This window comes from Micromonospora sp. BQ11, from assembly GCF_052068135.1.
Lineage (GTDB): Bacteria > Actinomycetota > Actinomycetes > Mycobacteriales > Micromonosporaceae > Micromonospora.
The window spans coordinates 151,788-174,072 of record NZ_JBQHDB010000009.1 but is presented as its reverse complement, the minus strand read 5'-3'; the positions used below and the strand labels follow the sequence as shown (position 1 = coordinate 174,072).

Here is a 22,285-nt window from a genome sequence, read left to right as displayed (position 1 = left end):
GGTCAGCGGGCGGCCCGCTCCGCTTCCGATCTCGCCTTCGCCCACGCCGCCGGGCCGCTGATCCTGCCCTGCTGGACCTGGTCCAACACGTTCGACACCGCGGTGCGGACCTTGTCGGTGAGCCTGCCCTGGTACTGGGGAACGACCTTTCTGGCGGCCTCCGGGAAGATCCGGCCCACCGGCGCGTCGTTGAAGAACGGATTGGTGAAGTCGCGGATCGCCGGATCGTCGTAGAGCGCCGGCTGTGAGGGCAGGTTGCCCGCCTTCTTGAAGATGGCGATCTGCTGTTCCGGCTGGATCAGCCACTCGAGGAACCGGTACGCCTCGTCGACGTGCTTGCCCTGAGCGGGGATGGTCCAGAAGGAGCCGCCCAGGTTCCCGGCGCCCCCGGGTGGGTAGGCGATGTCCCACTTGCCTCTGGTGTCCGGCGCCTGCCCCTGGATGTAGGCCTGCATCCACGCCGGGCAGGTCAGCACCGCGAACGTCCCGTTCTTCATCGCGGCGTTCCACTCCGGGGTGAACGGCTGCAGGTTCGCCGAGAGCCCCTCGGAGACCAGCGTGGTGGCGAGGTCCCATCCGACTCGGGGGCCGCCGTCCATGGCCAGTTTCTCGTCGGGGGTGAAGTAGCCGACGGGCTGCTGGCGGATGACCGTCTCCAGGAACAGACCGGCGCCGTCGACGAACTTCTTCCCGCCGGAGCCTTGCCGGTACCGCTTGCCGGCGGCCAGGAAGTCGTCCCAGGTGCGCCAGAGGGTCGACACCTGGCCGCGGTCGGTCGGCAGCCCGGCGGCCCGGAACAGGTCGGCGCGGTAGCAGATGGCCTGCCCACCGATGTCGGTGCCCAGGCCGATCTGCCGCCCCTCCGGCGACCGGGTCTGCTGCCACTTCCACGGCAGGTAGTCGTCCTCGTACTGGCCCGCGCCCTTGTCGAGCAGGTTGACGAACTTCGAGGCCTGATTGCGGAACTGCACCACGGTGCTCTCGTCGACGGCCGCGATGTCGGGGGCGCCCGATCCGGCGACGAGGAACTTCTGCAGGTCCTCCTGCTGCTGGCTGTAGTCACCGGAGTTGAGCTGGATGGTGACGTCGGGATGGGCCGCGGTGTACCGGGGAACGAGATCGTCCAGCCCGAAGTCGCCCCAGTAGCTCACCCGTAGCGTCACCTTGCCGTCGGAGGAGTCCCCCGCACCGCCGTTGGTGCCGGCGCAGGCGGTGAGGGCCAGGGTGCCGACCAGACCTGCGGCCAGCGTGCCGACGAAACGGGATCGAATGGTGAACATGCATCCTCCGATTCACTGGCCATACGGCGTCGCGTATGACGGTCTCGCTCTTCCGGGCGTGGATCGCCGGGGCTGTCCGAGCGCGCGTGCGCGGTGTGCGGGCGCCTGACCTCGGCAGGCGCCCGCCGCTCGCGTCACCGGACGAATTCGAGGGCGCCCCGGTCGTGGGCGGCGCCCTGCGGCCGCCCGGTTCCGAAGTAGTCGTTCCGCACCATGCCGAGGTAGGTGCCGCTGTCGATCGCCGGCGACGTCGGTCGCAGCCAGAAGTTGGCCCTCGCCGGGTCGGTGCTCGGGCTGACGAACCGCGGATCGGCGATCACGTCCCGGGGCCCCTTCACCTGCGGTGCCAGGCCGCCGTAGTAGATGTTGTAGTCGTGCCGGACGTTGACGTTCCGCCAGGTGAAGTTCGTGGCCTTGCCCGGGCGGGCGTAGGAGATGTTGTTCAGGATGTTCACATTGGTGCTGTCCCAGGCGCCGATGTTGGGATTGCTCAGCACCGGGCTGCGTGAGTTCAGGTACGCCGTGTTGTGGACGATGTCGACGTCCCTGCTCAGGTAGGAGTGGATCCCCGATCCACCGTTGTCGAACACGATGTTGTTGGCCACCAGGGTCCGCCCGGTGTAGGGGCGGCCGCCGCTCTGCTGGTGCTTCGTGTCGTCGACGATGATGCCGTTGCCGTCGGAGATGCACCCGCAGGCGATCCACTCGACGAGGTTCTCGTTGTCGTACGAGATGTTGTTCCTGATGACGATCTTGTACGTCTGGCCGGGCGCGGGCGGCGCGACGTCGATCGGCTCGTAGACGGAGATTCCGCTGGTGGCGAAGACGTTGTACCAGGACGTGGAGTGGACCCGGTTGTTCTCGATGAGGACGTGGTCGGAGTAGAGGACGCCGATGCCCGCGCCCGGGCACTTGTGCAGGTGGTTGTTGCGGATGATCAGGTGGTGCGAGAGCGCTCCGGTGACCCGGTCCTCCCTCGCGTTGATGCAGTTGGTGTTGAATCTCGGCCGTTCCGCGCTGGCGCCCGCCCTGGCCTCCGCCAGGGTGATGTTGTCGCTGTCCCCCTTGATCTCCAGGCCCTGGATGGTGATGTGGGAGGCGCCGATCAGCACGATGCCGTTCCACCCGGTCACCGGCTTGAGGATCGGCCGGTGACCGGGCATGGCCTGGTAGGTGATCGCTCTTCCGGGTGAGCCGGAACGGGTGATCTGGACGACGCCCTCGGTCGACGTGTCGCCGTACGTACCGTTCATGATGTTCACGGTGTCGCCCGGCCTGGTCAGGTTCGCCGCTCGCTGGATGGTCCGCAGCGGCGACGCGGGCGACAGTCCGTTGTTGGCGTCGGAGCCGGTTCCGCTCACGTAGAACGTCGTCGGTCGCGCCGGCGCGGCGGCCTGAGCCGTCCCACCCGACACGGCGACCAGTGCCGCCACGGCCGACACGGTGCCGTACACCTGGATTCGTCGCATGGTTTCCTCCTCGATGCGGACCGCGCCCGCGGTGATCGCGGAGTCGTGGCGCGGCCGAAGGGTCACCACGGAGCCAGTTGAATCGTGAACGGCGAGTGAAGGACGTAACCCGGTGCTCATCGCGTGCTCCGTAGTATGTTTCGAGGACGTTACCATATAATGACCAATATCGATGTAACAAATGTCAAGAGAATCTTCGGCGAGAATCGCGGACAAATTGCAGGGGACATCAGCCGGCGGGCCTCAGGAATGGCGCCGTTGCGGGGGCGTCCAGAATTGCGCCGTCGACGCTCTCTCCCATCGTCTCGTGTCATGGTCACGCAGTGCCGGAACCGGTGGCGCGGCATGGACGATCCGGTCAGGCGACGGGCACGTCCCCGGCACTGCAGTGCGATCCGGGGGTGTGGGACGTGTGGGCGATCCGCAACTCGCTGGCCGCGTCGCCGGTCGGTGCGGGGCGCAGCCGGTCCGGTATGCGCCAGGAGAAACCCGGTCGGCCCGGGTTGCGGCGGGCGTCCTCGGCCAGGGCGAGGGGGATGAGTCGCAGCCGTCGCTGCACCCAGCCGGCGTCCCACGGCCCCTCCGCCAGGATCTGCTCCGCCGGCCGGAACTCGTAGTAGATCGTGCGGCGGAGTCGGTTACCGGTGACCGGCGCCGAGCCGTGCACGAGCATGACGTCGTGCACCAGCACGTCCCCGGGCTGGAGCTCGACCACCACCGCCCCGGGGACCTCCCACCCGTACGCCTCGGTGAGCGCGCAGACGTCGGCCGCCCGCCGCTGGCTGCCGGGCAGCACCCGTAGCGCCCCCTCGTCCCGCCGGGACTCGTCGAGGTAGACGTCGATGTTGAAGATGCGATGGTTGCGGGGGTGGACGGCGTCCTGGTGCCAGGGGATGGGGGCGCCGTCGCCCTCCTCCTTGAAGACCAGGGACTCGTAGGTCGGCACGAAGGCCGGTCCGGCGAGGCTCTCGGCGATGCCCAGCAGTTCCGGTGCCCCGAGCAGTTCGAGGGACGCCACCTCGCCCTTCGCGTGCAGGTAGTCGACCCGGAACAACGACCTGCTCCCGGAACGGTCGACGAACTGGTAATCGGATCGTTGTGATTCGTCCGTCGACTCGGCGCGCCCGGCGGTGACCCAATTCTGCGCAGCATCGCGTAGGCGGTTCACCAGCGAGGTGGGAATTCGGCCGCGCAGTATCAGGAAACCCTGATCGTCGAAGAGTCGGACATCGTCGTCGGTCAAGCAGTATGACATGCCGTCCTCCGCCGTCCGCTGACTCAATGATGTTTCATATTGGGAGCGTATGCTGAGACGACAGGTAAATCTTCGCCGCAGATCATCACTCTTTCCCGGATGTTCAGATGACCATGTCACTGTGGGAGCACGACCTCGGTCTCGACTGCTGGCAGGGCACGCCCGAGGTCATGAGCCGGGCACACCGGCACCAGGACATCGAGATCAACATCGTCGAGACGGGCGGGCTGGCGTACCTGTACGGCGGACGCCGTGTCGAGCTGCGGGCGGGCACCACGGCACTGTTCTGGGCCGCCATCCCGCACCAGCTCTTGACGGCGACGCCGGACGCGCACGTCTGGTGGCTCAATCTGCCGTTGGCCACCGTGCTGTCCTGGGGGCTCGACCGCGCGGTGCTGGACCGGGCGCTGCGCGGCTGGCCGGTGGTGGTGTCGCAGGGTCCGTCGGCCGGACGCTTCGGACGGTGGTCGGGCGAACTGACCGGCGGCGACGCCGAGCTGCGCGTGATCGCGCTGCTGGAGGCCCAGGCGTACGTCCGGCGGCTCCTGTACGCGACGGAGGCGCAGACCGACGCGCCGCCGGTCGCCCATGTGCAGGAGGACGGCGCGGTCGGTCAGGTCACCACCATGGCCCGGTACGTCGCCCACCATTTCGCCGAGCGGATCACCGTCGCCGACGTCGCCGACACGGTTCATCTCCACCCCCGCTACGCGATGACGATCTTCCGGCGGGTCACCGGCCTCACCATCGGCCGCTACCTCGACCAGTGCCGGGTGGCCGAGGGCCAGCGGCTGCTGCTGACCACCGACGCGACCATCGCGGAGGTGGCGCACGCGGCGGGCTTCGGCTCGGTCAGCCGGCTCTACGCCAGCTTCACCGCGACGTGCGGCCAGTCCCCCGCGGCGTTCCGCCGGTCCTACCGACACGTTCCCGGCTGACCGGGCCCGTTCCACCGCCGGCCGATCGACGCCGAGCACCGTCAGGCCGGTACGCCGAGCCGGGCCTCCTTGGCCACCTTCGCCATCGTCGCCTGCTGCCGTTGCCGCACGAAGGCGAGCGCCGCCTGTGTCTTCGCCTTCGCCGCGACCGGGTCCTGGGCCATGGCGAGCACGGCCGGCACGATGCCGGCGATCGACGCCTCGTCGTCCATGTCGAAGAGCCAGTCGGCCAGCCCGATGTCGCGCCACATGAAGCCCTTGGTCGTCTGCTGCCTCCACCGGCACACGATCGCCGGCACCCCGCTGCCGACACACATGATCGGCGAGTGCATCTCGTGGCCGAAGAGGCCCGCGGAGCGCACGTAGGTGCTGCGCGCCTCGTCGAGGGACCAGAAGGTGTCCCGCCAGACCACCCGACTCCTGACGTCCGCCGGCAGCTTGTCCAGCAGCATCTCCTTACCCAGCTTCACCTGGCTGCGGTCCTCGGGGCAGATGAGGACCCTCAGGTCGGTCCGCCGGACGACGGCCGTGATGGCGGCACGCAGGGGCGCGTGGTCGTGCTCCTTCATCCGCTGGTTGTAGGCGTCACTCGCCTTCTCGCTCTCCGTCGGCGCCCGGTCGTAGATCTCCCAGTACGGGGTGACCCGGTAGCGCGGGATGCAGCAGAGGAACCTGCCGTCCTCCAGACCGTTGGTCCGCAGAAAGGCATCGGCCGCGGCGTCGTCGGCGAGATCGGTGGCGAAGGCGCCGTCGGGTGCGAAGCGTACGGTCGGCACCGGTTGTGTCACGCCCCTGTCCAGCGCGTTGTTCATCGACACGGTGTCACGGAAGAAGACGAACCTGGCGTCGTTGAGGATGTCCAGCGTCTTCTCGTCCGGGTCGCCGAGGGTGATGCCGTAGACGCCGTAGGGCTGCCCCGCCTCCGCGCGCCACCTCGCGACGTCGTCGGCCGCCACCAAATAGGGCCCGGATCCATGCAGGAGAAAATCGTGGTACGCGAACGCGGCCCTGATCCCGGCCGGCGACCGGTCGATCACCTTCACGCTCGGGAACCGCGCCCGCAGCATCTCCGCCACGCCGTCGCCGAGGCTGCTGGGCCACAACTGCACCTCGGCGTCGGGGATGTGCTTTTCGATCAGGGCCAGGACGCCGGGCGTGTGGGCGACGTCGCCGATGTTGACCGTCTGCCACGAGGACCGCAGCAGGATCCGCGGGCCACGTTTCGCCGCCGCGCCGGGCACTGGTGGAACGGCCTCGGCACCGTCGGTCGAAGGCCATCCGACCTGGCTTCCCAGCCCCGCCACCATGAGCGATTCCAGTAATTGCCGTCTATTGAACATGCAGCCATTAGCTGTCGTCGCCCGATGTGTGTCAAGGAGCCCGATCGGTTCTCACGCCATTGTTTGCCCGCCTGCCGACGTCATCGCACTGTGTTTATATCCGCCGCGACATGAATGGAGAAATGGCCTTCCCGGCATTCGGGGCGCGGTCCTCTGAGACGGCCGCCCCCCGCCCCACCACCGATCGCCAGCGCCCCATACGCGTACCTGCGTGCAAGGGTGATGCTGAACAGGTCAGATCGTGTCGTCGAGCCAGTCACAGATGCGGGCCACCGCCAGGCGCAAGGCGCCAGGGTGGCTGTGGGCGTCGCCGCCTTCTTCCTCGGTGAAGCTCAGCAGCTTTTTTGGTCCGGTCAGGTGCCGGTAAAGTTTGCGTGGGTCAGACTCCTCGGTGGAGGCGTAGAACAGGTCAGCGGTTGCCTCGCACACCAGCACTGGGCAGGTGATCTTTTCCGCGCTGCCGTCGTTGAAGTTGTAGCGGGCGTACTCGGCCAGAAACTCTCTGTCGGTCGAGGTGCCGGTGACGTAACGCCCGTGCTCGCAGGCCCAGCGCAGGGTCGGGCTCTGTTCACGGGCGTCGGCGATCATCCGGTCCAGTTCCTCGTCGGGCCCCGCTGCCGCGCGCCGGACGGCCTCGTCGTGCGGCAGCGGGAGGTACGCGGTCAGGGCGGAGGCGGCGTCGAAGACACCGTCGACGGCGACGACGGCTGCCAGGCGCGGCTCATGGGCTGCCGCGCGGGGCGCGAGGTAGCCGCCGAGACTGACGCCGAGCAGCGCGATGCGGGCGGGATCGACGCCGGGGTCCTGGATGAGGAAGTCCAGGACGGGACCGATCACGTTCTCCCAGTCCGGCCGAAAGGTCAGCCCGTCACGGTGGATGCTCGCCGGCTGGCCCGGGCCGTCGAAGGTCAGGACGTGGTACCCGCGTTCCTGTGCGCCGATGGCGCCGAAGAAGTGCAGTTCCTCGGCGGCGCCGTCGAATCCGTTGTGCATGATCAGTGTTGGCTTCGGGCCGTCGCCCGCCGCTCGGTAGAAGTAGCCGTGCAGCACGGTGCCCTCGTACGGAATCTGCACAGGCACGATGTCGGGAATGTGGGCGATGGCGTCACGGAAGCAGGCAACACCGCGCTCGTAGGCGTGGTCGATACGCGGGTCGCGGGGTTCCCCGTGCAGGAAGAACTCGGCAGCCCGGTAGTAGGTGGAGGCGCGTAGGAGTCCGTCGCGGGCGCTGATGGGGTGGCTTGCTCGGGCCTCGGTCTCCAGCCGTTCGGCGGTGGACAGCCAGGCGTCGTGCCAGCCGTCGTAATCGCCGGAGGGAACCCGGGAGGCGGTGGCGATGACTTCGCCCACGTCGGAGCCGCCATAGACGGCCAGGCCGAGGTTGCGCAGGGTCTCGAACCAGAACTGTTGGTCGTCCTTGAACATCAGTTGTTCCATGGCGTCTCCGTCTGTAGGAGGGCGCGGAAGCTGCGCGGGGGCCGGCCGGTGAGGCGTTGGACGGTGTCGGTGACGCGGTCTTCGGATCCCTCGGCGATGGCCCTGTCCATGCCGGCCAGCATCGCGGCGAACTCCACCGGTATCAGCGCCGTGAGGCGATCGCGCATCTGCTCGTAGGACAGGCGGCGGTGGGCCACGGGTCGACCGGTGACCTCCGTGATGATGGCGGCGATGTCGTCGTAGCTGAGCGCCTCGGGTCCGGTGAGGATGAGGTCGGTGTTGGGGGCGTGTTCGTCGGTCAATGCGTGGACGGCGACGGCCGCGATGTCCTCAGCGTCGACGAAGCCGACCCGGCCGCTGCCGGTGGCGGTCCAGATGGCGCCGTCTTCACGGATGCTCACGGCGTGCGCGTGCGCACCGGTGAAGTTCTGCATGAACCACGAGGGCCGCAGCACCGCCCACTGTTCGAACAGCTCCGGTAGCGCCTGGTGCACCATTCCGACCGCAGGACCGCCTTGGGCGATGGCCGAGGAGCTGAGCAGCACGGCGCGGTGTACGCCGGCGTCGCGGGCCCGTTGCAGGAACGGCAGCATGACCGACGCCGGGTCGGATTCGCCCAGGGGCGGTAGGAGGTAGACGCGGTCGGTTCCGTCGAGGGCGTCGAGGTGGGTGGCCGGGTCGTACCAGTCGAAGATGACCGACTCCGCGCCGACGACCGGGGTGGCGTTCCTGCTGGCGGCTTTGACCCGGTGGCCCGCGGCTGTCAGCTGGGCGGCGGTGCGGCTACCGGTGGTGCCGGTGGCGCCGATGACGAGAGTGGTGCTGGTGACGGTCATCGGCTGCTGCTGACGAAGTCGGTACCGGGCTCGGAGACGGCGAGGGGGTTCCAGTAGTCCCGGTAGAAGGCGAAGCGCCCGTCGCGGACGGTGACGACGGCGATGTAGGTCATGTCGAAGGGGCTGTCCGTCTGCACCAGGCGCCCGACACCTCGCATCTCCACCACGATGGTCTCCGAATCGGTGGTCTGGTGGATCGTCACGTCGGGGAAGTCGTGCAGGTCGATGTGGTCGGGGTAGGGGCGCATGTAGGCGGCGATGGCCTCCTTGTCCGCCAGACGCTTGGGCCAGCCGTCGGGCGCGAAGGGGAACTCCATCTGCCCGTCCTCGGCCCACAGGTCGACCCAGGCGGGAATGTTCTTGTCCAGCAGCAGCTGCAGACCGTGGCGGAACAGGTCTGCTGGCGCGGTGTGTACGGACACAGGTAATCTCCATCTCCTGATCCGGACCGGCGGTCCGGAACCCCAAAGATACGGACCTCCGGTCCGGATCGCAAACAGGGAGTCGCATGACCGAGCGCAGACCCCGCAAGGACGCCGTCCGTAACCGGATGGCTGTCCTGGCCGCCGCCGACGCCCTCTTCAATCGCCGCGAGAGCCCGGAGGACCTCACCATGGCCGGCATCGCCGCCGCGGCAGGTGTCGGCAAAGCAACGCTCTTCCGTGCCTTCGGTGACCGCACCGGGCTGCTCCGGGCGCTGTACGAGGCGCGGCTGCAACCGATCATGGAAGCCGTCGAAGCGGGTCCGCCGCCCCTGGGGCCCACCACCCCGCCGCTTCAACGCGTACCCGCCCTGCTCGACGCCCTGCTGTGCTTCAAGCTCGACAACCGCCGTCTCGCGCTGGCCCTGGAGGAAGCGGCCGGCACCAGCCCCTACCGGGCAGAGAATTACGAACGATGGCACCGCCTGGTCCAAGACATGCTGGAGCAGATTCCCGGCATGGCCGACAGTGACTTCACCGCCCATGCACTGCTCGCCGCCACCCGAGCCGACCTCGTAGAACACCTGGCCGGCCGAGAGCGCGTAGAGCCCGAACAAATGCGGACGCAACTGGCGGGCTTCACCGCCAGAGTCTTAGGCACTCATCCGCTGTAGGGGTTGAACGCCGAAGGACTGATCAAGTCGGGAAGGCGCCTCGGCACCGCGGACTTCTCAGAAACGGACGATGTCGAGGCGGAACGAACCACAGCAGGCGATAGAGCACCGGAAGCATCGCGACCGGGTCGCCGGCCTGCTCAGCCGTCTCGATCACTGCCGCCGGGCGCGCGCAGGCCTTGGCAGCACGCGGCTTGATCCGCGGCGCCGGCCGGCCGTCGATCACCAGCGAGGTCCTGTCCATTAACCGCGCGAAGAAGTCCGGCGCGTGCACGAACCCGGCCGGAGAGCCGGCACGGTTGCGGGCAGGAATCCTGACGGCGGCGACGAGGTCCAGGGCCATCGCCGGAGGGGCACGGAAGGTGGCGACACGTCCTCGACCCGGGATACACAATAACAGTCATTATGGTGTTTGACTCCCGGGCGACTTTCTGGCGTAATTACTGGATTATCGTTACCGGAATTACGTTAATAAGTCGCTGTCCCGGGCGGAACTCCGGTTGCCACGAGCCACCCGTGCTGCCATGGTCGGGTGGTGATCGCGATGACCGGGGCCGACGTCATCCGCGCCGTGGCGGACATGGCCGCCGTGCTCGACGCGCACACCGACCGGGACTGGTCGGTGCCGGCCGGAGACCTCGAGTGGAGCTGCTGGACGACGGCGGCGCACGTGGCGCACGACCTGATGGCGTACGCGGGCCAGGTCGCCGGGGGCGCCGAGACCGGTTACCTGCCGTACGACCTGGTGGTCTCCCCCACCGCCGCGCCCGCCGAGGTGCTTCGGGTGGTGCGCGCCTGCGCGGGCCTGCTGGCCGCCGCGGTGGACGCGGCCCCGCCCGAGGTGCGGGCCTGGCACTGGGGTCCCTGCGACCCGGGCGGCTTCGCGGCGATGGGAGTGGCCGAGACCGTCCTGCACACCTACGACATCACCCGGGGGCTCGGGGTGCCGTGGACACCACCGGAGGACGTGAGCGCCGCGGTGCTGCGCCGCCTGTTCCCGGACGCCCCGCACGGGTCGACGCCGGCGGTGCTGCTCTGGTCGACCGGGCGGGGTGAGCTCCCGGGTCGGCCCCGGCGTACCTCGTGGGTCTGGCGCGCCGCGGTCGACTGACCCGCCGATCGGTCAGCAGCAGCTGCCGGGCGGGCGACTGGTCCCGCCAGCGCGCTATGGGGGCCGCTAGGGTTGCCGCCATGCGGATCGTCACGGGTGCGGGGCAATGGACGGCACCGGCCGACGCCGCCGCCAACGACTGGGTGGAGCACCTGCGGGTGCCCGACCTGTCCGTGGGGACGTACTGCATCCCGGCGGGCGGGACCGACGACCAGAGCCCGCACACCGAGGACGAGATCTACGTGGTGACGGCGGGCCGGGCGCGGATCGTGACGTCCGACGGCGAGGCACCGGTCGGCCCGGGTGCGGTGATCTTCGTCCCGGCGGGTGAGGAGCACCGCTTCGTGGACGTCACCGAGGATCTGGCGCTGCTGGTGGTGTTCGGCCCGGCCTACGGCTCCCGGAGGGCGCATCCCGCCTGACCGCCGTCGCCCAGATCGGGCACGCATGGAGCGCTTCGCCGCCGGGGGCCCCCGCCGCTGAGGGCCGTCAGGCAGCCGGGCGGCGCCACGGCAGCCGCCACCAACGCCTGGACCGCCGCTGCTGGGTGACCGTCGCCGGGGTCCCCGCGTCCGGCCGGGTCGCCGCGACCGCCACCGCCTGCCGGCGCTCCCGCCAGCCGCGCACCACCTCGTCGGCGTTGACCGGGCGCACCACCACGCGCGGTCCGGACGGGTTGCGCAGCCAGGCCAGGATCTCCCGGTTCAGCACGGCGACGTAAGCACGGACCGCCTCCTCGGTGGGCAGGTCCCGCGCCTCGTCGGGCACCTGCTCGGCGCGGCGGCGCAGCAGCAGTGGAGTGGGCAGCAGCAGGTCCGTCGGCAGGGCCTCCCGCTCCAGGAAGCTCTTGATCCACCAGGACTCGTCGTACGGAAGGTTGCGACCGGGGATCGGCTTGCCCATACCGGGCAGGTTGTCGAACTCCCCGCGCTCCTGGGCGCTGCGAATCTGCGCCTCGACCGTCGCTTCCCAGCTGTCCATCGCCCCGCCTCCTCCCCGGCCACGGTAACGCGGGCGGCCACGGCGCTGCCGCCCGACAGAGGCCAGCGCCCGAGGCGTACGCGGCATTCCCGGTGGAGGTCAGTCGGCGGTGCGTGCCGGACGGGCGCGTACGTGCGCCCGCTCACCCTGCGGGCCGAACAGGATGAGCAGTTCCACCGGCTCGTCGGTGGGGTTGGCCAGCCAGTGCGGCACCCGCGTGTCGAACTCGGCGACCTCGCCCTCGGTGAGGACCAGGTCGTGCTCGCCGAGCACCAGCCGCAACCGTCCCGACAGCACGTACAGCCACTCGTGTCCCTCGTGGCTGCGCGGGTCCGGCTCCCCGCCCGGCGTGGCCGCCGGAATGATCAGTTTGTACGCCCGCACTCCCCCGGGCCGGCGCGTCAGTGGCAGGTAGGTCACGCCGTGGCGGCGCACCGGGCGGGGGTGCACGCGCGGGTCGCCGGTGGGTGGTGCGTCGACCAGCTCGTCCAGCGGTACCCGGTGGGCGCGGGCGAGGGGCAGCAACAGCTCCAGGGTGGGCCGGCGCTGACCGGACTCCAGGCGGGACAGGGTGCTCACCGAGATCCCGGTCACCGTGGACAGCTGGGCGAGGGTGGTGCCGCCCCGCTCCCGCAGCGCGCGCAGGCGCGGCCCGACGGCGGACAGCACCTCTCCGAAGTCACTCACGCCGCCGACTTTGCCACAACGGCAACGGCATTTGCCACCGGGCGCCGGTCGGCGCACAGTCGGCGCCGGTGGCGGGCGTCCGACCCGCCCCGCGAGGGGGAACGGAACGATGCGCGAGACGTACGACGTGGTGGTCGTCGGTGGCGGCGCGGCGGGGCTCAGCGGCGCGCTGGCCCTGGCCCGGGCGCGACGGTCGGTGCTGGTGGTGGACGCCGGGGCGCCACGCAACGCTCTGGCCGGGCACGTGCACAACTTCCTGACCCGCGACGGCATGCCCCCGGCGGAGCTGCTGGCCGCCGGGCGGGCCGAGGTCACCGGCTACGGCGGGGAGATCGCCACCGGCACGGTCGCCTCGGCGACGCGGGTCGACGGCGGGTTCCGGGTCGGGCTCAGCGACGGGAGCACGGTGCTCGCCCGCCGGGTGCTGGTGACCACCGGCCTGGTCGACGAGCTGCCCGACGTGCCGGGCGTGGCGCAGCGGTGGGGACGGGACGTGCTGCACTGCCCGTACTGCCACGGTTGGGAGGTGCGCGACCAGCCGCTGGGCGTGCTGGCCACCAGCCCCCTCGCCGTGCACCAGGCACTGCTGTGGCGGCAGTGGAGCGCCGACGTGACGCTGTTCCGGCACACCGCGCCGCCGCTGGACGCCGACGCGCAGGAACAGCTGTCCGCCCGGGGCGTCACGGTGGTGGACGGTCCGGTGGCCGCGGTGGAGGTCGCCGACGACCGGATCACCGGGGTCCGTCTGGCGTCCGGGCAGGTCGTACCGTGCGCGGCGGTGGTGGTCGCACCCCGCTTCACCGCCCGCGCCGACGTGCTGACCTCGCTCGGCCTGCCGACGGCGCCGCTGGAGATGGGCGGCCAGGTGGTCGGCACCGCGGTTCCCGCCGACGCGTCCGGCGCGACCGAGGTGCCCGGCGTGTGGGTCGCCGGCAACGTCACCGACCTGCGCGCCCAGGTGGTCAGCGCGGCGGCGGCCGGCCTGAACGCGGGCGCCGCGATCAACGCCGACCTGATGGCCGAGGACACCCGGCGGGCCGTGGCCGCCTTCCGGGACCGGGCGTCGGTGTAGGGGTTCGGTGGCCGTCGCGGTGCCGGCGGGGTGGACGGGCGCGGCCCGAACCACCCCGCCGCCGCCCGACGGTCCCCGCACTAGACTTCGCCCTCGATGGACGCCCCGGCCACCGCCCCCGAGACCCGCCCCTGCGCCCACTGCGGACGTGAGGTGCCGCAGCGCGCCGGCGCGGGCCGCCCGTTCCGGTACTGCCGGGACAACGACGGCGCCTGCCAGCGTGCCTCCCGCAACAGCCGGATGCGGCACCGCAACGCCCCCGGCCTGCCCGGCCAGGTGGCCCGCACCTGGGAGGCCGTGGACCGGCTGGACCAGATCGTGGACACCCTCACCGAGGCGCTGCACGCCGAGCTGTCCCCGGTCGGGGTGGAGCGGCAGCTGGCGCAGGTCCGCGCCGACGCGGCCAACGAGGTGGCGGCGGCGCAGACCGAACGGGACGAGGCACGCCGCGACGCCGAGGACGCCGCCGCCACCGCCGTCCGGGCCCGCGAGGAGGCCCGCGCGGCCCGCGCCGACCGGGACGCGGCGCGCGCGCAGGCCGCTCGCGCCGCCGAGGAGGCCGCCGCCGCGACCGAGCGCGCCGACCGGGCCGAGGCCGACCGGGAGCGGGCCCGCCGCGAGGCCGGCGCCGCCGAGGCGCTGCGCACGCAGGCGGAACGGGACCGCGACGCGGCCCGCCACGAGCTGCGTACCCTCCGGGAGGAGCTGGAGGCCGCGCGGCGCGGCGCCGCCGAGGCGACCGGTGAGCGCGACGCGGCCCGCGCCGACGCCACGCGGGCCACCGCCGCGGCGACGGAGGCCCTGGACCGGGCGCAGCGCCGCCACGACGAGGCCCGGCGGGCCCGCGAGCAGGCCGACCAGGCCCGTACCGAGGCGGCCCAGGCCCGTACCGAGGCCGACCGGGCGCACGCGCAGGCCGCCGCCGCGCGGCAGGCGCAGGAGCGGGCCGAGGCCGAGCGCGACCGTGCCGATGCGGCCCGCCGGGAGGCCGTCGCGGCGGTCGGGCGGGCGGTCACGGACCGGACCGCGCTCGCCGCCGAGCGGGACGCGGCGGTCACGGACCTGGCCGCCGCCCGCGCGGCCGGCACCGCCGCGCAGGGCACGGTCGACGAGCTGACCGTACGCCTGCGCGCCGCCGAGGCCGACCGGGACGAGGCGCGGACGCGGGCGGCGCAGCTGGCCGACCAGGTCAGCCACCTCGCCGCCGCCCTGGCGCAGCTGGGGGCCCGCGGCTGACCAGCCCCTGGGATACCGGGCGGTCGGCGGGCCGCTGCGGCGCGATGATGGCCACATGGGGAAGACACACGAGCGCATCGACGGCCGGCTCCGCACGTTCATCGAGGACCAGCCTCTGTTCTTCACCGCGACGGCGCCGCTGTCCGGTGCGGGCACCATCAACCTGTCGCCGAAGGGCCTGCGCGGGTCGTGGGCGGTCCTGGACGACCGCACCGTGGCCTACCTGGACTTCGCCGGTTCCAACGCCGAGACGGTCGCCCACCTGCGGGAGAACGGCCGGATCACGCTGATGTGGTGCGCGTTCACCGGCCCGCCGAACATCGTGCGGGTGCACGGGCGGGGTGAGCCCGTGTTCCGCGACGACCCGCGCTGGGTGGAACTCGCCGGCCACTTCCCGGACATCGACACGAGCCAGCACGGCCTGCGGGCGATCATCGTGGTGCGCGCCGAGCTGATCCGGGACACGTGCGGCTACGCGGTGCCGTTCATGACCTACGACAGTGACCGGGACCTGCACGCCAAGCGGTTCGCCCGGGAGGACGACGCGTCGCTGGACGCGTACTTCGCCGGCAAGGACCACGTGGCGACCAGCATCGACGGGCTGCCCGGCCTGCCGCTGCCGCTGCCGCCGACCCCGGTGTCCTGACCGGGAATGCCCGGCCGGTCAGTGGATGCCGGCCATCAGGGCGCGGATCTGCCGGGTGAACATCATCGCCGCGGCACCCAGCACGACCGACGCCAGGCCGAAGACGAGGAAGTAGGTCGGCTGCGGCCAGGTGTCCGACAGGCGGGCGACCTGGCCGCCGATGGCGTCGCCGACGGCGGTGGCGAGGAACCACAGGCCCATCATCTGGCTGGCGTACTTCACCGGGGCCAGCTTCGTCGTGGCGGACAGCCCGACCGGGCTCAGCGCCAGTTCGCCGGCGACCTGGATCGCGAAGACGGCGACCAGCCACCACGGTGAGACCAGGTCGCCGCCGACGGCGGCCTGCGCGGCGGCGGCCATCAGCACGAACGACAGGCCGTTGAGGACCAGGCCGACGGCGAACTTGGCCGGGGTGGACACCCGGTGGCCCAGCCGCACCCACAGCAGGGCGGCCAGCGGCGCGCCGATGATGATGAGGATCGGGTTGACCGACTGCAGCCAGGACGCCGGGAAGGTGAAGCCCGCGACGTCCCGGTCGGTGTTCTCGGCGGCGAAGAGGTTCAGCACCGACCCGGCCTGGTCGTAGATCATCCAGAACGCGGCGGCGAACACGAACAGCCACACGTACGCCTTCATCCGGCTGCGTTCGGTGTCGCTGAGTTCCCGGTCGAGCAGGATCCGCGCGAAGTAGACCACGGTGACCAGCACGGTGACGGCGGTGAGCAGGTTGACCACGGTGTTGACGGTGAACAGCCCGGCCACGGCGAGTGCCCCCACGGCCAGCACCAGGACGGTGGCGGCCACGCCGATCCGGCTCAGCGCCCGTCGCCGGTCGGCCCCGAGCAGCGGGTCGGCCGGTCGGGCGCCCGCGTCGCCCAGGCGGCGCCGGCCGAGGACGTACTGGAGCACGCCGAAGGTCATGCCGATCGCCGCCGCCCCGAACCCCAGGTGCCAGTTGATCTTCTCGCCGAGGAAGCCGGTGACCAGCGGTGCGACGAACGCGCCCAGGTTGATGCCCATGTAGAAGATGGAGAAGCCGGCGTCGCGGCGCGGCGAGTCCCGGTCGTAGAGGTCGCCCACCATGGTGGAGATGTTGGGCTTGAGCAGCCCCGTGCCGACCACGATCAGCGCCATGCCGGCGAAGACGCTCCACCGCACGGGGATCGCCATCACGTAGTGCCCGGCGGCGATGACGATGCCGCCCCACAGCACGCTGCGGCGCGCGCCGATCAACCGGTCGGCGACCCAGCCGCCGGGCAACGCCATCAGGTACACCATCGCGTTGTAGGTGCCGTAGACCGCGTTGGCGGTGGACTCCCCCAGGCCCTGACCGTCGTCGGCCACCGACGCGGTCAGGTACAGCACCAGGATCGCCCGCATGCCGTAGAAGCTGAACCGTTCCCACATCTCGGTGAGGAACAGGGTGGCCAGGGCGGGCGGATGCCCGAAGAAGCCCCGCCCGCCCGGCGGTCGGGCGGCGACCGGCGCGTCACTGGCCATGGCGAACCTCCGGCTGCTCGTCGGGCGGCTAACATCCCCGTTGGCAGCGGAAACACTCCACCGTTTCGACCCGGGCGCGGGATGAGCGCGTCGGCGGCCTGGCGTGGCCGGTTACCCTTGGTGCGGCCGACCGTGTGCGCGGCAGCGCCACGGGCGGGAATGGCCCGGTGGGAACGGACCGTTGGACCAGAAGACCAGCACCACGAACGAGGGGAAGTCGATCATGGGCGAGCGTATGCTGCGCGGAAGCCGTCTGGGCGCGGTCAGCTACGAATCCGACCGCAACACGGAGCTCGCGCCGCGTCAGACCCGCGAGTACCTGTGTGCCAAGGGCCACCAGTTCGAGGTGCCGTTCGCCGTCGACGCCGAGGTCCCCACGACCTGGGAGTGCAAGTTCGACGGCAGCGTCGCGCGGCTGGTCGACGGCAGCGAGCCGGAGCAGAAGAAGGCCAAGCCCCCGCGTACCCACTGGGACATGCTGCTGGAGCGGCGCTCGATCGCCGAGCTGGAGGACATCCTCGCCGAGCGGCTGCAGGAGGTTCGCACCCGCCGCGGTCGCGCCTGAGCAGTCACCGCACGACACGACAGCGCCCCGGCAGCTTCGGCTGCCGGGGCGCTTCGCGTGTCGACGTTCCTAGTTGCGGCCGGGCTCGACGATCTCGCCCTCGATGGCCCGGCCACCGTCGATGACGGTGGGCTCGGCGGCCGGCCCGGGCGGCGGCTGCGGATCACCGCGCCGCACGCGCACCCGGCGGGGCCCGAACAGGTCACCGGCGACCATCGACGACACGCGGCGCTCGGCGGTGCGTTGCACGCCGGCGCGGGCCAGCCGGCGTACCGGTGGCACCAGCAGCATCAGGCCCACCAGGCCGCTCAGCAGGCCGGGGGTGGCCAGCAGCAGCGCGCCGGCCAACCCGACCAGGCCGTCGGTGACCTGCGCGCCCGGCGGCCGACCGGCCTCGGCGGAGGCCCGGAAGCCACGCCACGCCCGCATGCCCTCGCGGCGCAGCAGCACCAGGCCCAGCAGCGACGCGACGAACACCGCCAGCACCGCCGTCGGGAAACCGACCGCACGGCCGACGGCCACGAACACCGTCAGCTCCAGTACCACCGCCACCAGCAGCGCCAGCGGTACGAATCTCAGTCCTCGGCGCATCTCACCCCATCCGCCTTGAGTGGGGCCCTCATCCGGATGTGTCCGCTTCCGTCCGCTTGTCTGCGGCCGGTGGGGCGTCGCCACCCGTCCAGCATGACACGCCCACGCTCAGGGCCACCGCACCTGACCGGTGGGGGTGCCGTGCAGGCCCCGTCGTACCGCCCGCCGGCGGTCCTGCAACCCCCAGGTGGTGATCCGCCACAGCGCCTCGGCCACGATCAGCGGGGTCATCTTGCTGGTGCCGCGCTCCCGCTCGGCGAACGTGATGGGCACCTCCACGATCCGCGCGCCCGCCTGGTGCGCCAGCCTCGCCAGCTCCACCTGGAACGAGTACCCCTGGGAGCACACCGCGTCGAGGTCGAGCGACTCCAGCACACTGAGCCGGTACACGCGGTACCCACCGGTGGCGTCGGAGACCGGCAGGCCCAGCGCCACCCGTGCGTACAGGTTGCCGGCGCGGGACAGCAGCAGCCGCCGCAGCGGCCAGTTCACCACCCGCGCGCCGCCGGTCCACCGCGACCCGATCACCACGTCGGCGTCACCGGCGGCGTGCAGCAGCGCCGGCAGTTGCTCCGGGGCGTGCGAGCCGTCGGCGTCCATCTCCACCACCGCGTCGTAGTCGCGTTGCCGCGCCCACGCGAACCCGGCCAGGTACGCCGCGCCGAGGCCCTGCTTGCCCGTGCGGTGCAGCACGTGCACCCCCGGGTCGGCGGCGGCGAGGGCGTCGGCCAGCGTGCCGGTGCCGTCGGGGCTGTTGTCGTCGGCGACGAGCACCTCCACCGTGGGGGCGGCCCGCCGTACCCGGGTCACGATCTGCCGTACGTTGTCGGCCTCGTTGTAGGTCGGGATCACCACGAGCACCCGACCCAGCCCGGGGTGTCCCGTCGTGGGCCTCCGGACGTCGGTCGCCTCGGCCACTCCGCTCCCCCTCCGCCGGCCCGGTCGCGGGCCTGCCGTCATCCGGTGCGCGGCTGCTCCTGCGGGCCATCCGTGAAGCGGCGGCGGCGCAGCACGGTCGCGCCGGCCAGGGCGGCCGCCGCCAGGGCGGTCAGGACCGCCTCCGGCCACAGCCCGACCCGGGTGGCCAGGGTGCGCCCGTCGGCGAGCCGCACCTCGCGGACCACCACCGCGCGGGTGTTGAACCCGGTGGCGTCACTTACCCGCCCGTCCGGGGCGACGAACCCGGACACCCCGACCGTGGAGGCCATCAACGCGGGCCGGCCGTGCTCGACGGCCCGCAGCCGCACCATCGCCAGTTGCTGACGCGCCTCGGCCACGTCGAAGGTGGCGTTGTTGGTCTGCACGACCAGCAGCTGCGCCCCGCCGGTGACGGTGTCGCGGACCACCTCGTCGTAGGCGACCTCGAAGCAGATGACGTCGCCGAGCACGGCGGGCCCGGTGCGCAGGACGCCGGGTTCGGTGCCGGGCACGAAGTCCGCGCGGACCCGGTCGACCTCCTTGCTGACCATCCGGGCGATGTCGCGCATCGGCACGTACTCGGCGAACGGCACCGGATGCCGTTTGGTGTACAGCTGCGCGAGGTCCGGGCCGGTCCGGGGGTTCCAGATCAGCCCCGCGTTGCGTACCTGCCCCTCGCCGGGGCCGCGCAGCACGGCCCCGACCAGGATGGGCGCGTCGATCGCGTCGGCGGCCTCGGAGATCCGCGCCCCGGCGGAGGCGTCGCGCAGCGGGTCGATGTCGGAGGAGTTCTCCGGCCACACCACCAGGTCCGGGCGCCGCTGGGTGCCGGCGGCCACCTGGCGGGCGAGGTCGACGGTCGCGTCGACGTGGTTGTTCAGCACCGCCTGCCGTTGGGCGTTGAAGTCCAGACCGAGGCGCGGCACGTTGCCCTGCACGATCGCGACGGTCACCGCCGCGCCGGGGCGGGCGGCGCCGACGGGGACGAGCAGCCCGATTCCGGGCACGGCCAGCGCCGCCGCGGTCAGCCCGGCGACCGGCGCCCACGGCCGCGCTCCCCCGGCACCGCCCCGCAGCTCCCCGGTACGCCACGCCGCGGCGGCGAGGAATCCGCCGGTCAGCGCCACGGCGAAGGTGACCAGCGGCGCGCCGCCGAGGGCCGCCAGCCGCAGCAGCGGGGAGTCCTCCTGGCTGAACGCGAGCCGCCCCCACGGGAACCCGCCGAAGGGGGTGCGGTCACGCAGGGCCTCCTGCCCGACCCACAGCACGGCGGTCAGCGCCGGCCACGCCGCCCGGAACCGGTCGGCCAGCGGCGACGCGTACGCCGCGGCGGCGCCGAGCAGCGCCACGTAGCCGGCCTGCAGCAGCGACAGCAGCACCCACGGCAGGTAACCGGTGTGCAGGTTCGTCCAGCTCAGCATCGGGGCGAACAGCGCCACACCGGTCAGGAAGCCCAGGCCGGCGCCGGCGCGGATCCGGCGGCGGTGCACCGCGGCGGCCAGCAGCGCCACCCCGACCGGTGCCAGCGGCCACAGCCCGTACGGAGGGAACGCCAGCAGCAGCGCGAGCCCGGCGGCCACCGCCAGGGCGATCGCCGTGCGCAACGGCAGCGCGCGGGGCGCGTCGGTGTGCGGACGCACCCGCCCGGCGTGCGCCCTACTGCTGTCCACGGTCGTCACCGGCACCTCACCACGATCACGGGGGTGAAGGCTACCCGCCCGATCGTCCGCAGCCCGAGTGACCGCCTCGCCCGGGCAGCACGAGGGTGTCCTCCGTTACGGAAAGATGCTCCTGGGGGTAACCCCGCCGCGCAGCGGCCCGAGAAAGGACACCCATGACCTCGTCCCCGTCGCCCTGGCCGGTGACCCGTTTCAGTCGCCTGCTCGACCTGCGCCGGCCGGTCGTCCAGGGCCCGTTCGGCAGCGGCCTCTCCTCGGTGGATCTGACCGTTGCCGTCGCCGAGGCCGGCGCGGTGGGGTCCTTCGGCGCCAACCATCTCGACGCCGAGGCCATCACCGCGCTCGTCGGGGACCTGCGGTCCCGCACGAACGGGGTGATCAACGTCAACCTGTGGGTGCCGCTGCCGGGTGAGGTGGACGTGCGGGTCGGCGCGGACGAGGTCGCCGGGTTCGTCGCACCACTGCGTCCGTTCTACGACGCGCTCGGCGTCGCCGTCCCCGACGGCCCGCCGCCGGCCGGGCCGCGCTACGACGACCAGATCGTCGCGCTTCTGGCGGCCGCACCACGGGTGGTGAGTTTCGTGTTCGGTGTGCCGGACGCCGAGGTCGTCGCCGAGGCGCACCGCCGGGGTGTCGTCGTGCTGGCCACGGCGACCACCGTCGAGGAGGCCGTCGCCCTCGACGAGGCCGGCGTCGACGTGATCGTCGCCTCCGGCAGTGACGCCGGCGGCCACCGTGGCGCGTTCCTGCGCCCGGTCGAGGAGTCGCTCGTCGGCACCCTCTCGCTGGTTCCGCAGGTGGTGGACGCGGTCGCCGCGCCGGTGGTGGCCGCGGGCGGCATCACCGACGCCCGCCAGGTCCGGGCGGCCTTCGCGCTGGGCGCCGAGGGGGTGCAGATCGGCAGCGGTTTCCTCGCCACGCACGAGTCGGCGGTACCCGACGTGCACAAGGACGCCCTCACCACGGCCCCCGGCCGGCACTCCACCGTCCTGACGTCGGCCTTCTCCGGTCGACTCGCCCGCGGTGTGCCCAACCGGGTCACCCGCGCCCTGGCCGATCCGGCGGTTCCCCGGGCCCCGTACCCGGCGCAGTCCGCGCTCACCGCGCCGCTGCGGCGGGCGGCGGCCGCCGCCGGGGACCGCGAGCACGCGAGCCTCTGGTCGGGTCAGTCCGCGCCGCTCGGCCGGCGGATGCGGGCCGTGGACTATCTGGAACGCCTCGACGCCGAGCTGGCCGCGGTCGGTCGGTGACGAAATCGGGGCGCGGCTTGCGCCGCGCCCCGATGCTCCCAGGCCCTCCCCGGCCGGTGGGGCGAGGATGGGGCACGCCGACCTTCGGACCGACCCGACGGTGGACTGGCTGTCCCCGCCCGGCCGTTGTCTACTGGCCGTGCACCTCACCCTGCCCGTACACCGGTAAGCGCGGCCGGTTCGCGCCGCCCCGCCGACCCCCGCCCGCTGGACCTGGCCGCCGCGACGAACTGCTCGGTGTCGCTCGGCCAGCGGACGAAGGGACGAAGCGAACAACAGCCGCTTCCCGTAGTAGGACTCAAAGACGGTACGTGCTGCCCCCCGGGCGCTGTCAACCCACCCCGGACGAGTCGCGGCCGTCACATTCGGCGTGTCGCGTCGGCGCGTCCCGACCGACG

Annotated in this window: 23 protein-coding genes; 9 read left to right on the top strand and 14 right to left on the bottom strand. The window is 72.0% G+C overall.

What is annotated here, in order from left to right; genetic code table 11:
- Window positions 1-2: 2 nt before the first annotated feature.
- The 3 genes from ACTMSW_RS20180 to ACTMSW_RS20170 all read right to left on the bottom strand — a co-directional run bounded on the left by ACTMSW_RS20180 (window position 3) and on the right by ACTMSW_RS20170 (window position 4,004).
- Window positions 3-1,280 (bottom strand): ABC transporter substrate-binding protein, encoded by a 1,278-nt coding sequence (locus ACTMSW_RS20180; protein ID WP_441182184.1) that lies wholly within the window; start codon window positions 1,278-1,280, stop codon window positions 3-5.
- A gap of 134 nt (window positions 1,281-1,414) precedes the next feature.
- A complete protein-coding gene (locus ACTMSW_RS20175; protein WP_441182183.1) occupies window positions 1,415-2,749 on the bottom strand; it encodes a right-handed parallel beta-helix repeat-containing protein in 1,335 nt (444 codons plus the stop codon).
- Window positions 2,750-3,107: 358 nt separating this feature from the next.
- On the bottom strand, window positions 3,108-4,004 hold the full coding sequence (locus ACTMSW_RS20170; protein ID WP_441182182.1) for a phytanoyl-CoA dioxygenase family protein: 897 nt from the start codon (window positions 4,002-4,004) through the stop codon (window positions 3,108-3,110).
- 107 nt (window positions 4,005-4,111) lie between these two features.
- On the opposite strand from ACTMSW_RS20170, the gene ACTMSW_RS20165 reads away from it, so the two are divergent.
- Window positions 4,112-4,942, top strand: a complete 831-nt coding sequence (locus tag ACTMSW_RS20165) for a helix-turn-helix domain-containing protein (RefSeq protein WP_441182181.1) — start codon at window positions 4,112-4,114, stop codon at window positions 4,940-4,942.
- Between the two features lie 41 nt (window positions 4,943-4,983).
- Here ACTMSW_RS20165 and ACTMSW_RS20160 read toward each other — a convergent pair whose 3' ends face one another.
- The 4 genes from ACTMSW_RS20160 to ACTMSW_RS20145 all read right to left on the bottom strand — a co-directional run bounded on the left by ACTMSW_RS20160 (window position 4,984) and on the right by ACTMSW_RS20145 (window position 8,977).
- Window positions 4,984-6,246 carry a polysaccharide pyruvyl transferase family protein gene (locus ACTMSW_RS20160; RefSeq protein ID WP_441182180.1) on the bottom strand — a complete coding sequence of 421 codons (1,263 nt, stop codon included), beginning with the start codon at window positions 6,244-6,246 and terminating at the stop codon, window positions 4,984-4,986.
- 270 nt (window positions 6,247-6,516) lie between these two features.
- Complete coding sequence (locus tag ACTMSW_RS20155; protein WP_441182179.1) at window positions 6,517-7,719, bottom strand: alpha/beta hydrolase family protein; 1,203 nt, start codon at window positions 7,717-7,719, stop codon at window positions 6,517-6,519.
- Window positions 7,707-8,555: an NmrA family NAD(P)-binding protein gene (locus ACTMSW_RS20150; protein WP_441182178.1), complete on the bottom strand. Its 849-nt coding sequence runs from the start codon at window positions 8,553-8,555 to the stop codon at window positions 7,707-7,709. The genes ACTMSW_RS20155 and ACTMSW_RS20150 overlap by 13 nt, the downstream gene beginning before the upstream one ends.
- Window positions 8,552-8,977 carry a nuclear transport factor 2 family protein gene (locus ACTMSW_RS20145; protein WP_441182177.1) on the bottom strand — a complete coding sequence of 142 codons (426 nt, stop codon included), beginning with the start codon at window positions 8,975-8,977 and terminating at the stop codon, window positions 8,552-8,554. The genes ACTMSW_RS20150 and ACTMSW_RS20145 overlap by 4 nt, the downstream gene beginning before the upstream one ends.
- Window positions 8,978-9,063: 86 nt before the next feature.
- Between ACTMSW_RS20145 and ACTMSW_RS20140 the strand changes: the two genes are divergently transcribed.
- Window positions 9,064-9,651, top strand: a complete 588-nt coding sequence (locus ACTMSW_RS20140; protein ID WP_441182176.1) for a TetR family transcriptional regulator — start codon at window positions 9,064-9,066, stop codon at window positions 9,649-9,651.
- Between the two features lie 22 nt (window positions 9,652-9,673).
- On the opposite strand, the gene ACTMSW_RS20135 is transcribed toward ACTMSW_RS20140, so the two are convergent.
- The gene (locus tag ACTMSW_RS20135; RefSeq protein WP_441182175.1) at window positions 9,674-9,994 is read right to left on the bottom strand and encodes a hypothetical protein; all 321 of its coding nucleotides are present in this window, start codon (window positions 9,992-9,994) and stop codon (window positions 9,674-9,676) included.
- 201 nt (window positions 9,995-10,195) lie between these two features.
- Between ACTMSW_RS20135 and ACTMSW_RS20130 the strand changes: the two genes are divergently transcribed.
- Together ACTMSW_RS20130 and ACTMSW_RS20125 are read left to right on the top strand one after the other, a co-directional pair.
- Window positions 10,196-10,762: a maleylpyruvate isomerase N-terminal domain-containing protein gene (locus ACTMSW_RS20130; protein WP_441182174.1), complete on the top strand. Its 567-nt coding sequence runs from the start codon at window positions 10,196-10,198 to the stop codon at window positions 10,760-10,762.
- 80 nt (window positions 10,763-10,842) lie between these two features.
- Entirely contained in the window at window positions 10,843-11,184 is a 342-nt protein-coding gene (locus ACTMSW_RS20125; RefSeq protein WP_441182173.1) for a cupin domain-containing protein, read from the top strand.
- 67 nt (window positions 11,185-11,251) lie between these two features.
- Here ACTMSW_RS20125 and ACTMSW_RS20120 read toward each other — a convergent pair whose 3' ends face one another.
- Both ACTMSW_RS20120 and ACTMSW_RS20115 read right to left on the bottom strand, forming a co-directional pair.
- Complete coding sequence (locus ACTMSW_RS20120; RefSeq protein WP_441182172.1) at window positions 11,252-11,743, bottom strand: DUF1992 domain-containing protein; 492 nt, start codon at window positions 11,741-11,743, stop codon at window positions 11,252-11,254.
- A 99-nt stretch (window positions 11,744-11,842) separates the two neighbouring features.
- Window positions 11,843-12,430: a helix-turn-helix domain-containing protein gene (locus ACTMSW_RS20115; RefSeq protein ID WP_441182171.1), complete on the bottom strand. Its 588-nt coding sequence runs from the start codon at window positions 12,428-12,430 to the stop codon at window positions 11,843-11,845.
- Window positions 12,431-12,539: 109 nt separating this feature from the next.
- On the opposite strand from ACTMSW_RS20115, the gene ACTMSW_RS20110 reads away from it, so the two are divergent.
- The 3 genes from ACTMSW_RS20110 to ACTMSW_RS20100 all read left to right on the top strand — a co-directional run bounded on the left by ACTMSW_RS20110 (window position 12,540) and on the right by ACTMSW_RS20100 (window position 15,384).
- Window positions 12,540-13,502: an NAD(P)/FAD-dependent oxidoreductase gene (locus ACTMSW_RS20110; RefSeq protein ID WP_441182170.1), complete on the top strand. Its 963-nt coding sequence runs from the start codon at window positions 12,540-12,542 to the stop codon at window positions 13,500-13,502.
- A gap of 96 nt (window positions 13,503-13,598) precedes the next feature.
- The gene (locus ACTMSW_RS20105) at window positions 13,599-14,738 is read left to right on the top strand and encodes a hypothetical protein (RefSeq protein WP_441182169.1); all 1,140 of its coding nucleotides are present in this window, start codon (window positions 13,599-13,601) and stop codon (window positions 14,736-14,738) included.
- Between the two features lie 55 nt (window positions 14,739-14,793).
- Window positions 14,794-15,384, top strand: coding sequence for a pyridoxamine 5'-phosphate oxidase family protein (locus ACTMSW_RS20100; protein ID WP_441182168.1), 591 nt, complete (start codon window positions 14,794-14,796; stop codon window positions 15,382-15,384).
- Between the two features lie 18 nt (window positions 15,385-15,402).
- On the opposite strand, the gene ACTMSW_RS20095 is transcribed toward ACTMSW_RS20100, so the two are convergent.
- Complete coding sequence (locus ACTMSW_RS20095; RefSeq protein ID WP_441182167.1) at window positions 15,403-16,884, bottom strand: peptide MFS transporter; 1,482 nt, start codon at window positions 16,882-16,884, stop codon at window positions 15,403-15,405.
- A gap of 223 nt (window positions 16,885-17,107) precedes the next feature.
- Here ACTMSW_RS20095 and ACTMSW_RS20090 point away from each other — a divergent pair, with 223 nt between their 5' ends.
- Window positions 17,108-17,449: an RNA polymerase-binding protein RbpA gene (locus ACTMSW_RS20090; protein WP_046564157.1), complete on the top strand. Its 342-nt coding sequence runs from the start codon at window positions 17,108-17,110 to the stop codon at window positions 17,447-17,449.
- A gap of 69 nt (window positions 17,450-17,518) precedes the next feature.
- Here the strand turns inward: ACTMSW_RS20090 and ACTMSW_RS20085 are convergent, their stop codons facing one another.
- The 3 genes from ACTMSW_RS20085 to lnt form a co-directional block, all read right to left on the bottom strand.
- Complete coding sequence (locus ACTMSW_RS20085) at window positions 17,519-18,040, bottom strand: FxsA family protein (RefSeq protein ID WP_441182166.1); 522 nt, start codon at window positions 18,038-18,040, stop codon at window positions 17,519-17,521.
- A gap of 108 nt (window positions 18,041-18,148) precedes the next feature.
- Window positions 18,149-19,000: a polyprenol monophosphomannose synthase gene (locus tag ACTMSW_RS20080; protein ID WP_441182165.1), complete on the bottom strand. Its 852-nt coding sequence runs from the start codon at window positions 18,998-19,000 to the stop codon at window positions 18,149-18,151.
- Window positions 18,997-20,628 (bottom strand): apolipoprotein N-acyltransferase, encoded by a 1,632-nt coding sequence (gene lnt, locus ACTMSW_RS20075; protein ID WP_441182164.1) that lies wholly within the window; start codon window positions 20,626-20,628, stop codon window positions 18,997-18,999. The genes ACTMSW_RS20080 and lnt overlap by 4 nt, the downstream gene beginning before the upstream one ends.
- 164 nt (window positions 20,629-20,792) lie before the next feature.
- Between lnt and ACTMSW_RS20070 the strand changes: the two genes are divergently transcribed.
- Window positions 20,793-21,887: an NAD(P)H-dependent flavin oxidoreductase gene (locus ACTMSW_RS20070; protein ID WP_441182163.1), complete on the top strand. Its 1,095-nt coding sequence runs from the start codon at window positions 20,793-20,795 to the stop codon at window positions 21,885-21,887.
- Window positions 21,888-22,285 lie beyond the last annotated feature (398 nt).

Coding starts and splice junctions, on each gene's coding strand:
- ACTMSW_RS20180 (WP_441182184.1), bottom strand. CDS start 1,280: ATGTTCACCATTCGATCCCGTTTCGTCGGCACGCTGGCCGCAGGTCTG.
- ACTMSW_RS20175 (WP_441182183.1), bottom strand. CDS start 2,749: ATGCGACGAATCCAGGTGTACGGCACCGTGTCGGCCGTGGCGGCACTG.
- ACTMSW_RS20170 (WP_441182182.1), bottom strand. CDS start 4,004: ATGTCATACTGCTTGACCGACGACGATGTCCGACTCTTCGACGATCAG.
- ACTMSW_RS20165 (WP_441182181.1), top strand. CDS start 4,112: ATGACCATGTCACTGTGGGAGCACGACCTCGGTCTCGACTGCTGGCAG.
- ACTMSW_RS20155 (WP_441182179.1), bottom strand. CDS start 7,719: ATGGAACAACTGATGTTCAAGGACGACCAACAGTTCTGGTTCGAGACC.
- ACTMSW_RS20150 (WP_441182178.1), bottom strand. CDS start 8,555: ATGACCGTCACCAGCACCACTCTCGTCATCGGCGCCACCGGCACCACC.
- ACTMSW_RS20140 (WP_441182176.1), top strand. CDS start 9,064: ATGACCGAGCGCAGACCCCGCAAGGACGCCGTCCGTAACCGGATGGCT.
- ACTMSW_RS20135 (WP_441182175.1), bottom strand. CDS start 9,994: ATGGCCCTGGACCTCGTCGCCGCCGTCAGGATTCCTGCCCGCAACCGT.
- ACTMSW_RS20130 (WP_441182174.1), top strand. CDS start 10,196: ATGACCGGGGCCGACGTCATCCGCGCCGTGGCGGACATGGCCGCCGTG.
- ACTMSW_RS20125 (WP_441182173.1), top strand. CDS start 10,843: ATGCGGATCGTCACGGGTGCGGGGCAATGGACGGCACCGGCCGACGCC.
- ACTMSW_RS20120 (WP_441182172.1), bottom strand. CDS start 11,743: ATGGACAGCTGGGAAGCGACGGTCGAGGCGCAGATTCGCAGCGCCCAG.
- ACTMSW_RS20110 (WP_441182170.1), top strand. CDS start 12,540: ATGCGCGAGACGTACGACGTGGTGGTCGTCGGTGGCGGCGCGGCGGGG.
- ACTMSW_RS20105 (WP_441182169.1), top strand. CDS start 13,599: ATGGACGCCCCGGCCACCGCCCCCGAGACCCGCCCCTGCGCCCACTGC.
- ACTMSW_RS20100 (WP_441182168.1), top strand. CDS start 14,794: ATGGGGAAGACACACGAGCGCATCGACGGCCGGCTCCGCACGTTCATC.
- ACTMSW_RS20095 (WP_441182167.1), bottom strand. CDS start 16,884: ATGGCCAGTGACGCGCCGGTCGCCGCCCGACCGCCGGGCGGGCGGGGC.
- ACTMSW_RS20090 (WP_046564157.1), top strand. CDS start 17,108: ATGGGCGAGCGTATGCTGCGCGGAAGCCGTCTGGGCGCGGTCAGCTAC.
- ACTMSW_RS20085 (WP_441182166.1), bottom strand. CDS start 18,040: ATGCGCCGAGGACTGAGATTCGTACCGCTGGCGCTGCTGGTGGCGGTG.
- ACTMSW_RS20080 (WP_441182165.1), bottom strand. CDS start 19,000: ATGACGGCAGGCCCGCGACCGGGCCGGCGGAGGGGGAGCGGAGTGGCC.
- ACTMSW_RS20070 (WP_441182163.1), top strand. CDS start 20,793: ATGACCTCGTCCCCGTCGCCCTGGCCGGTGACCCGTTTCAGTCGCCTG.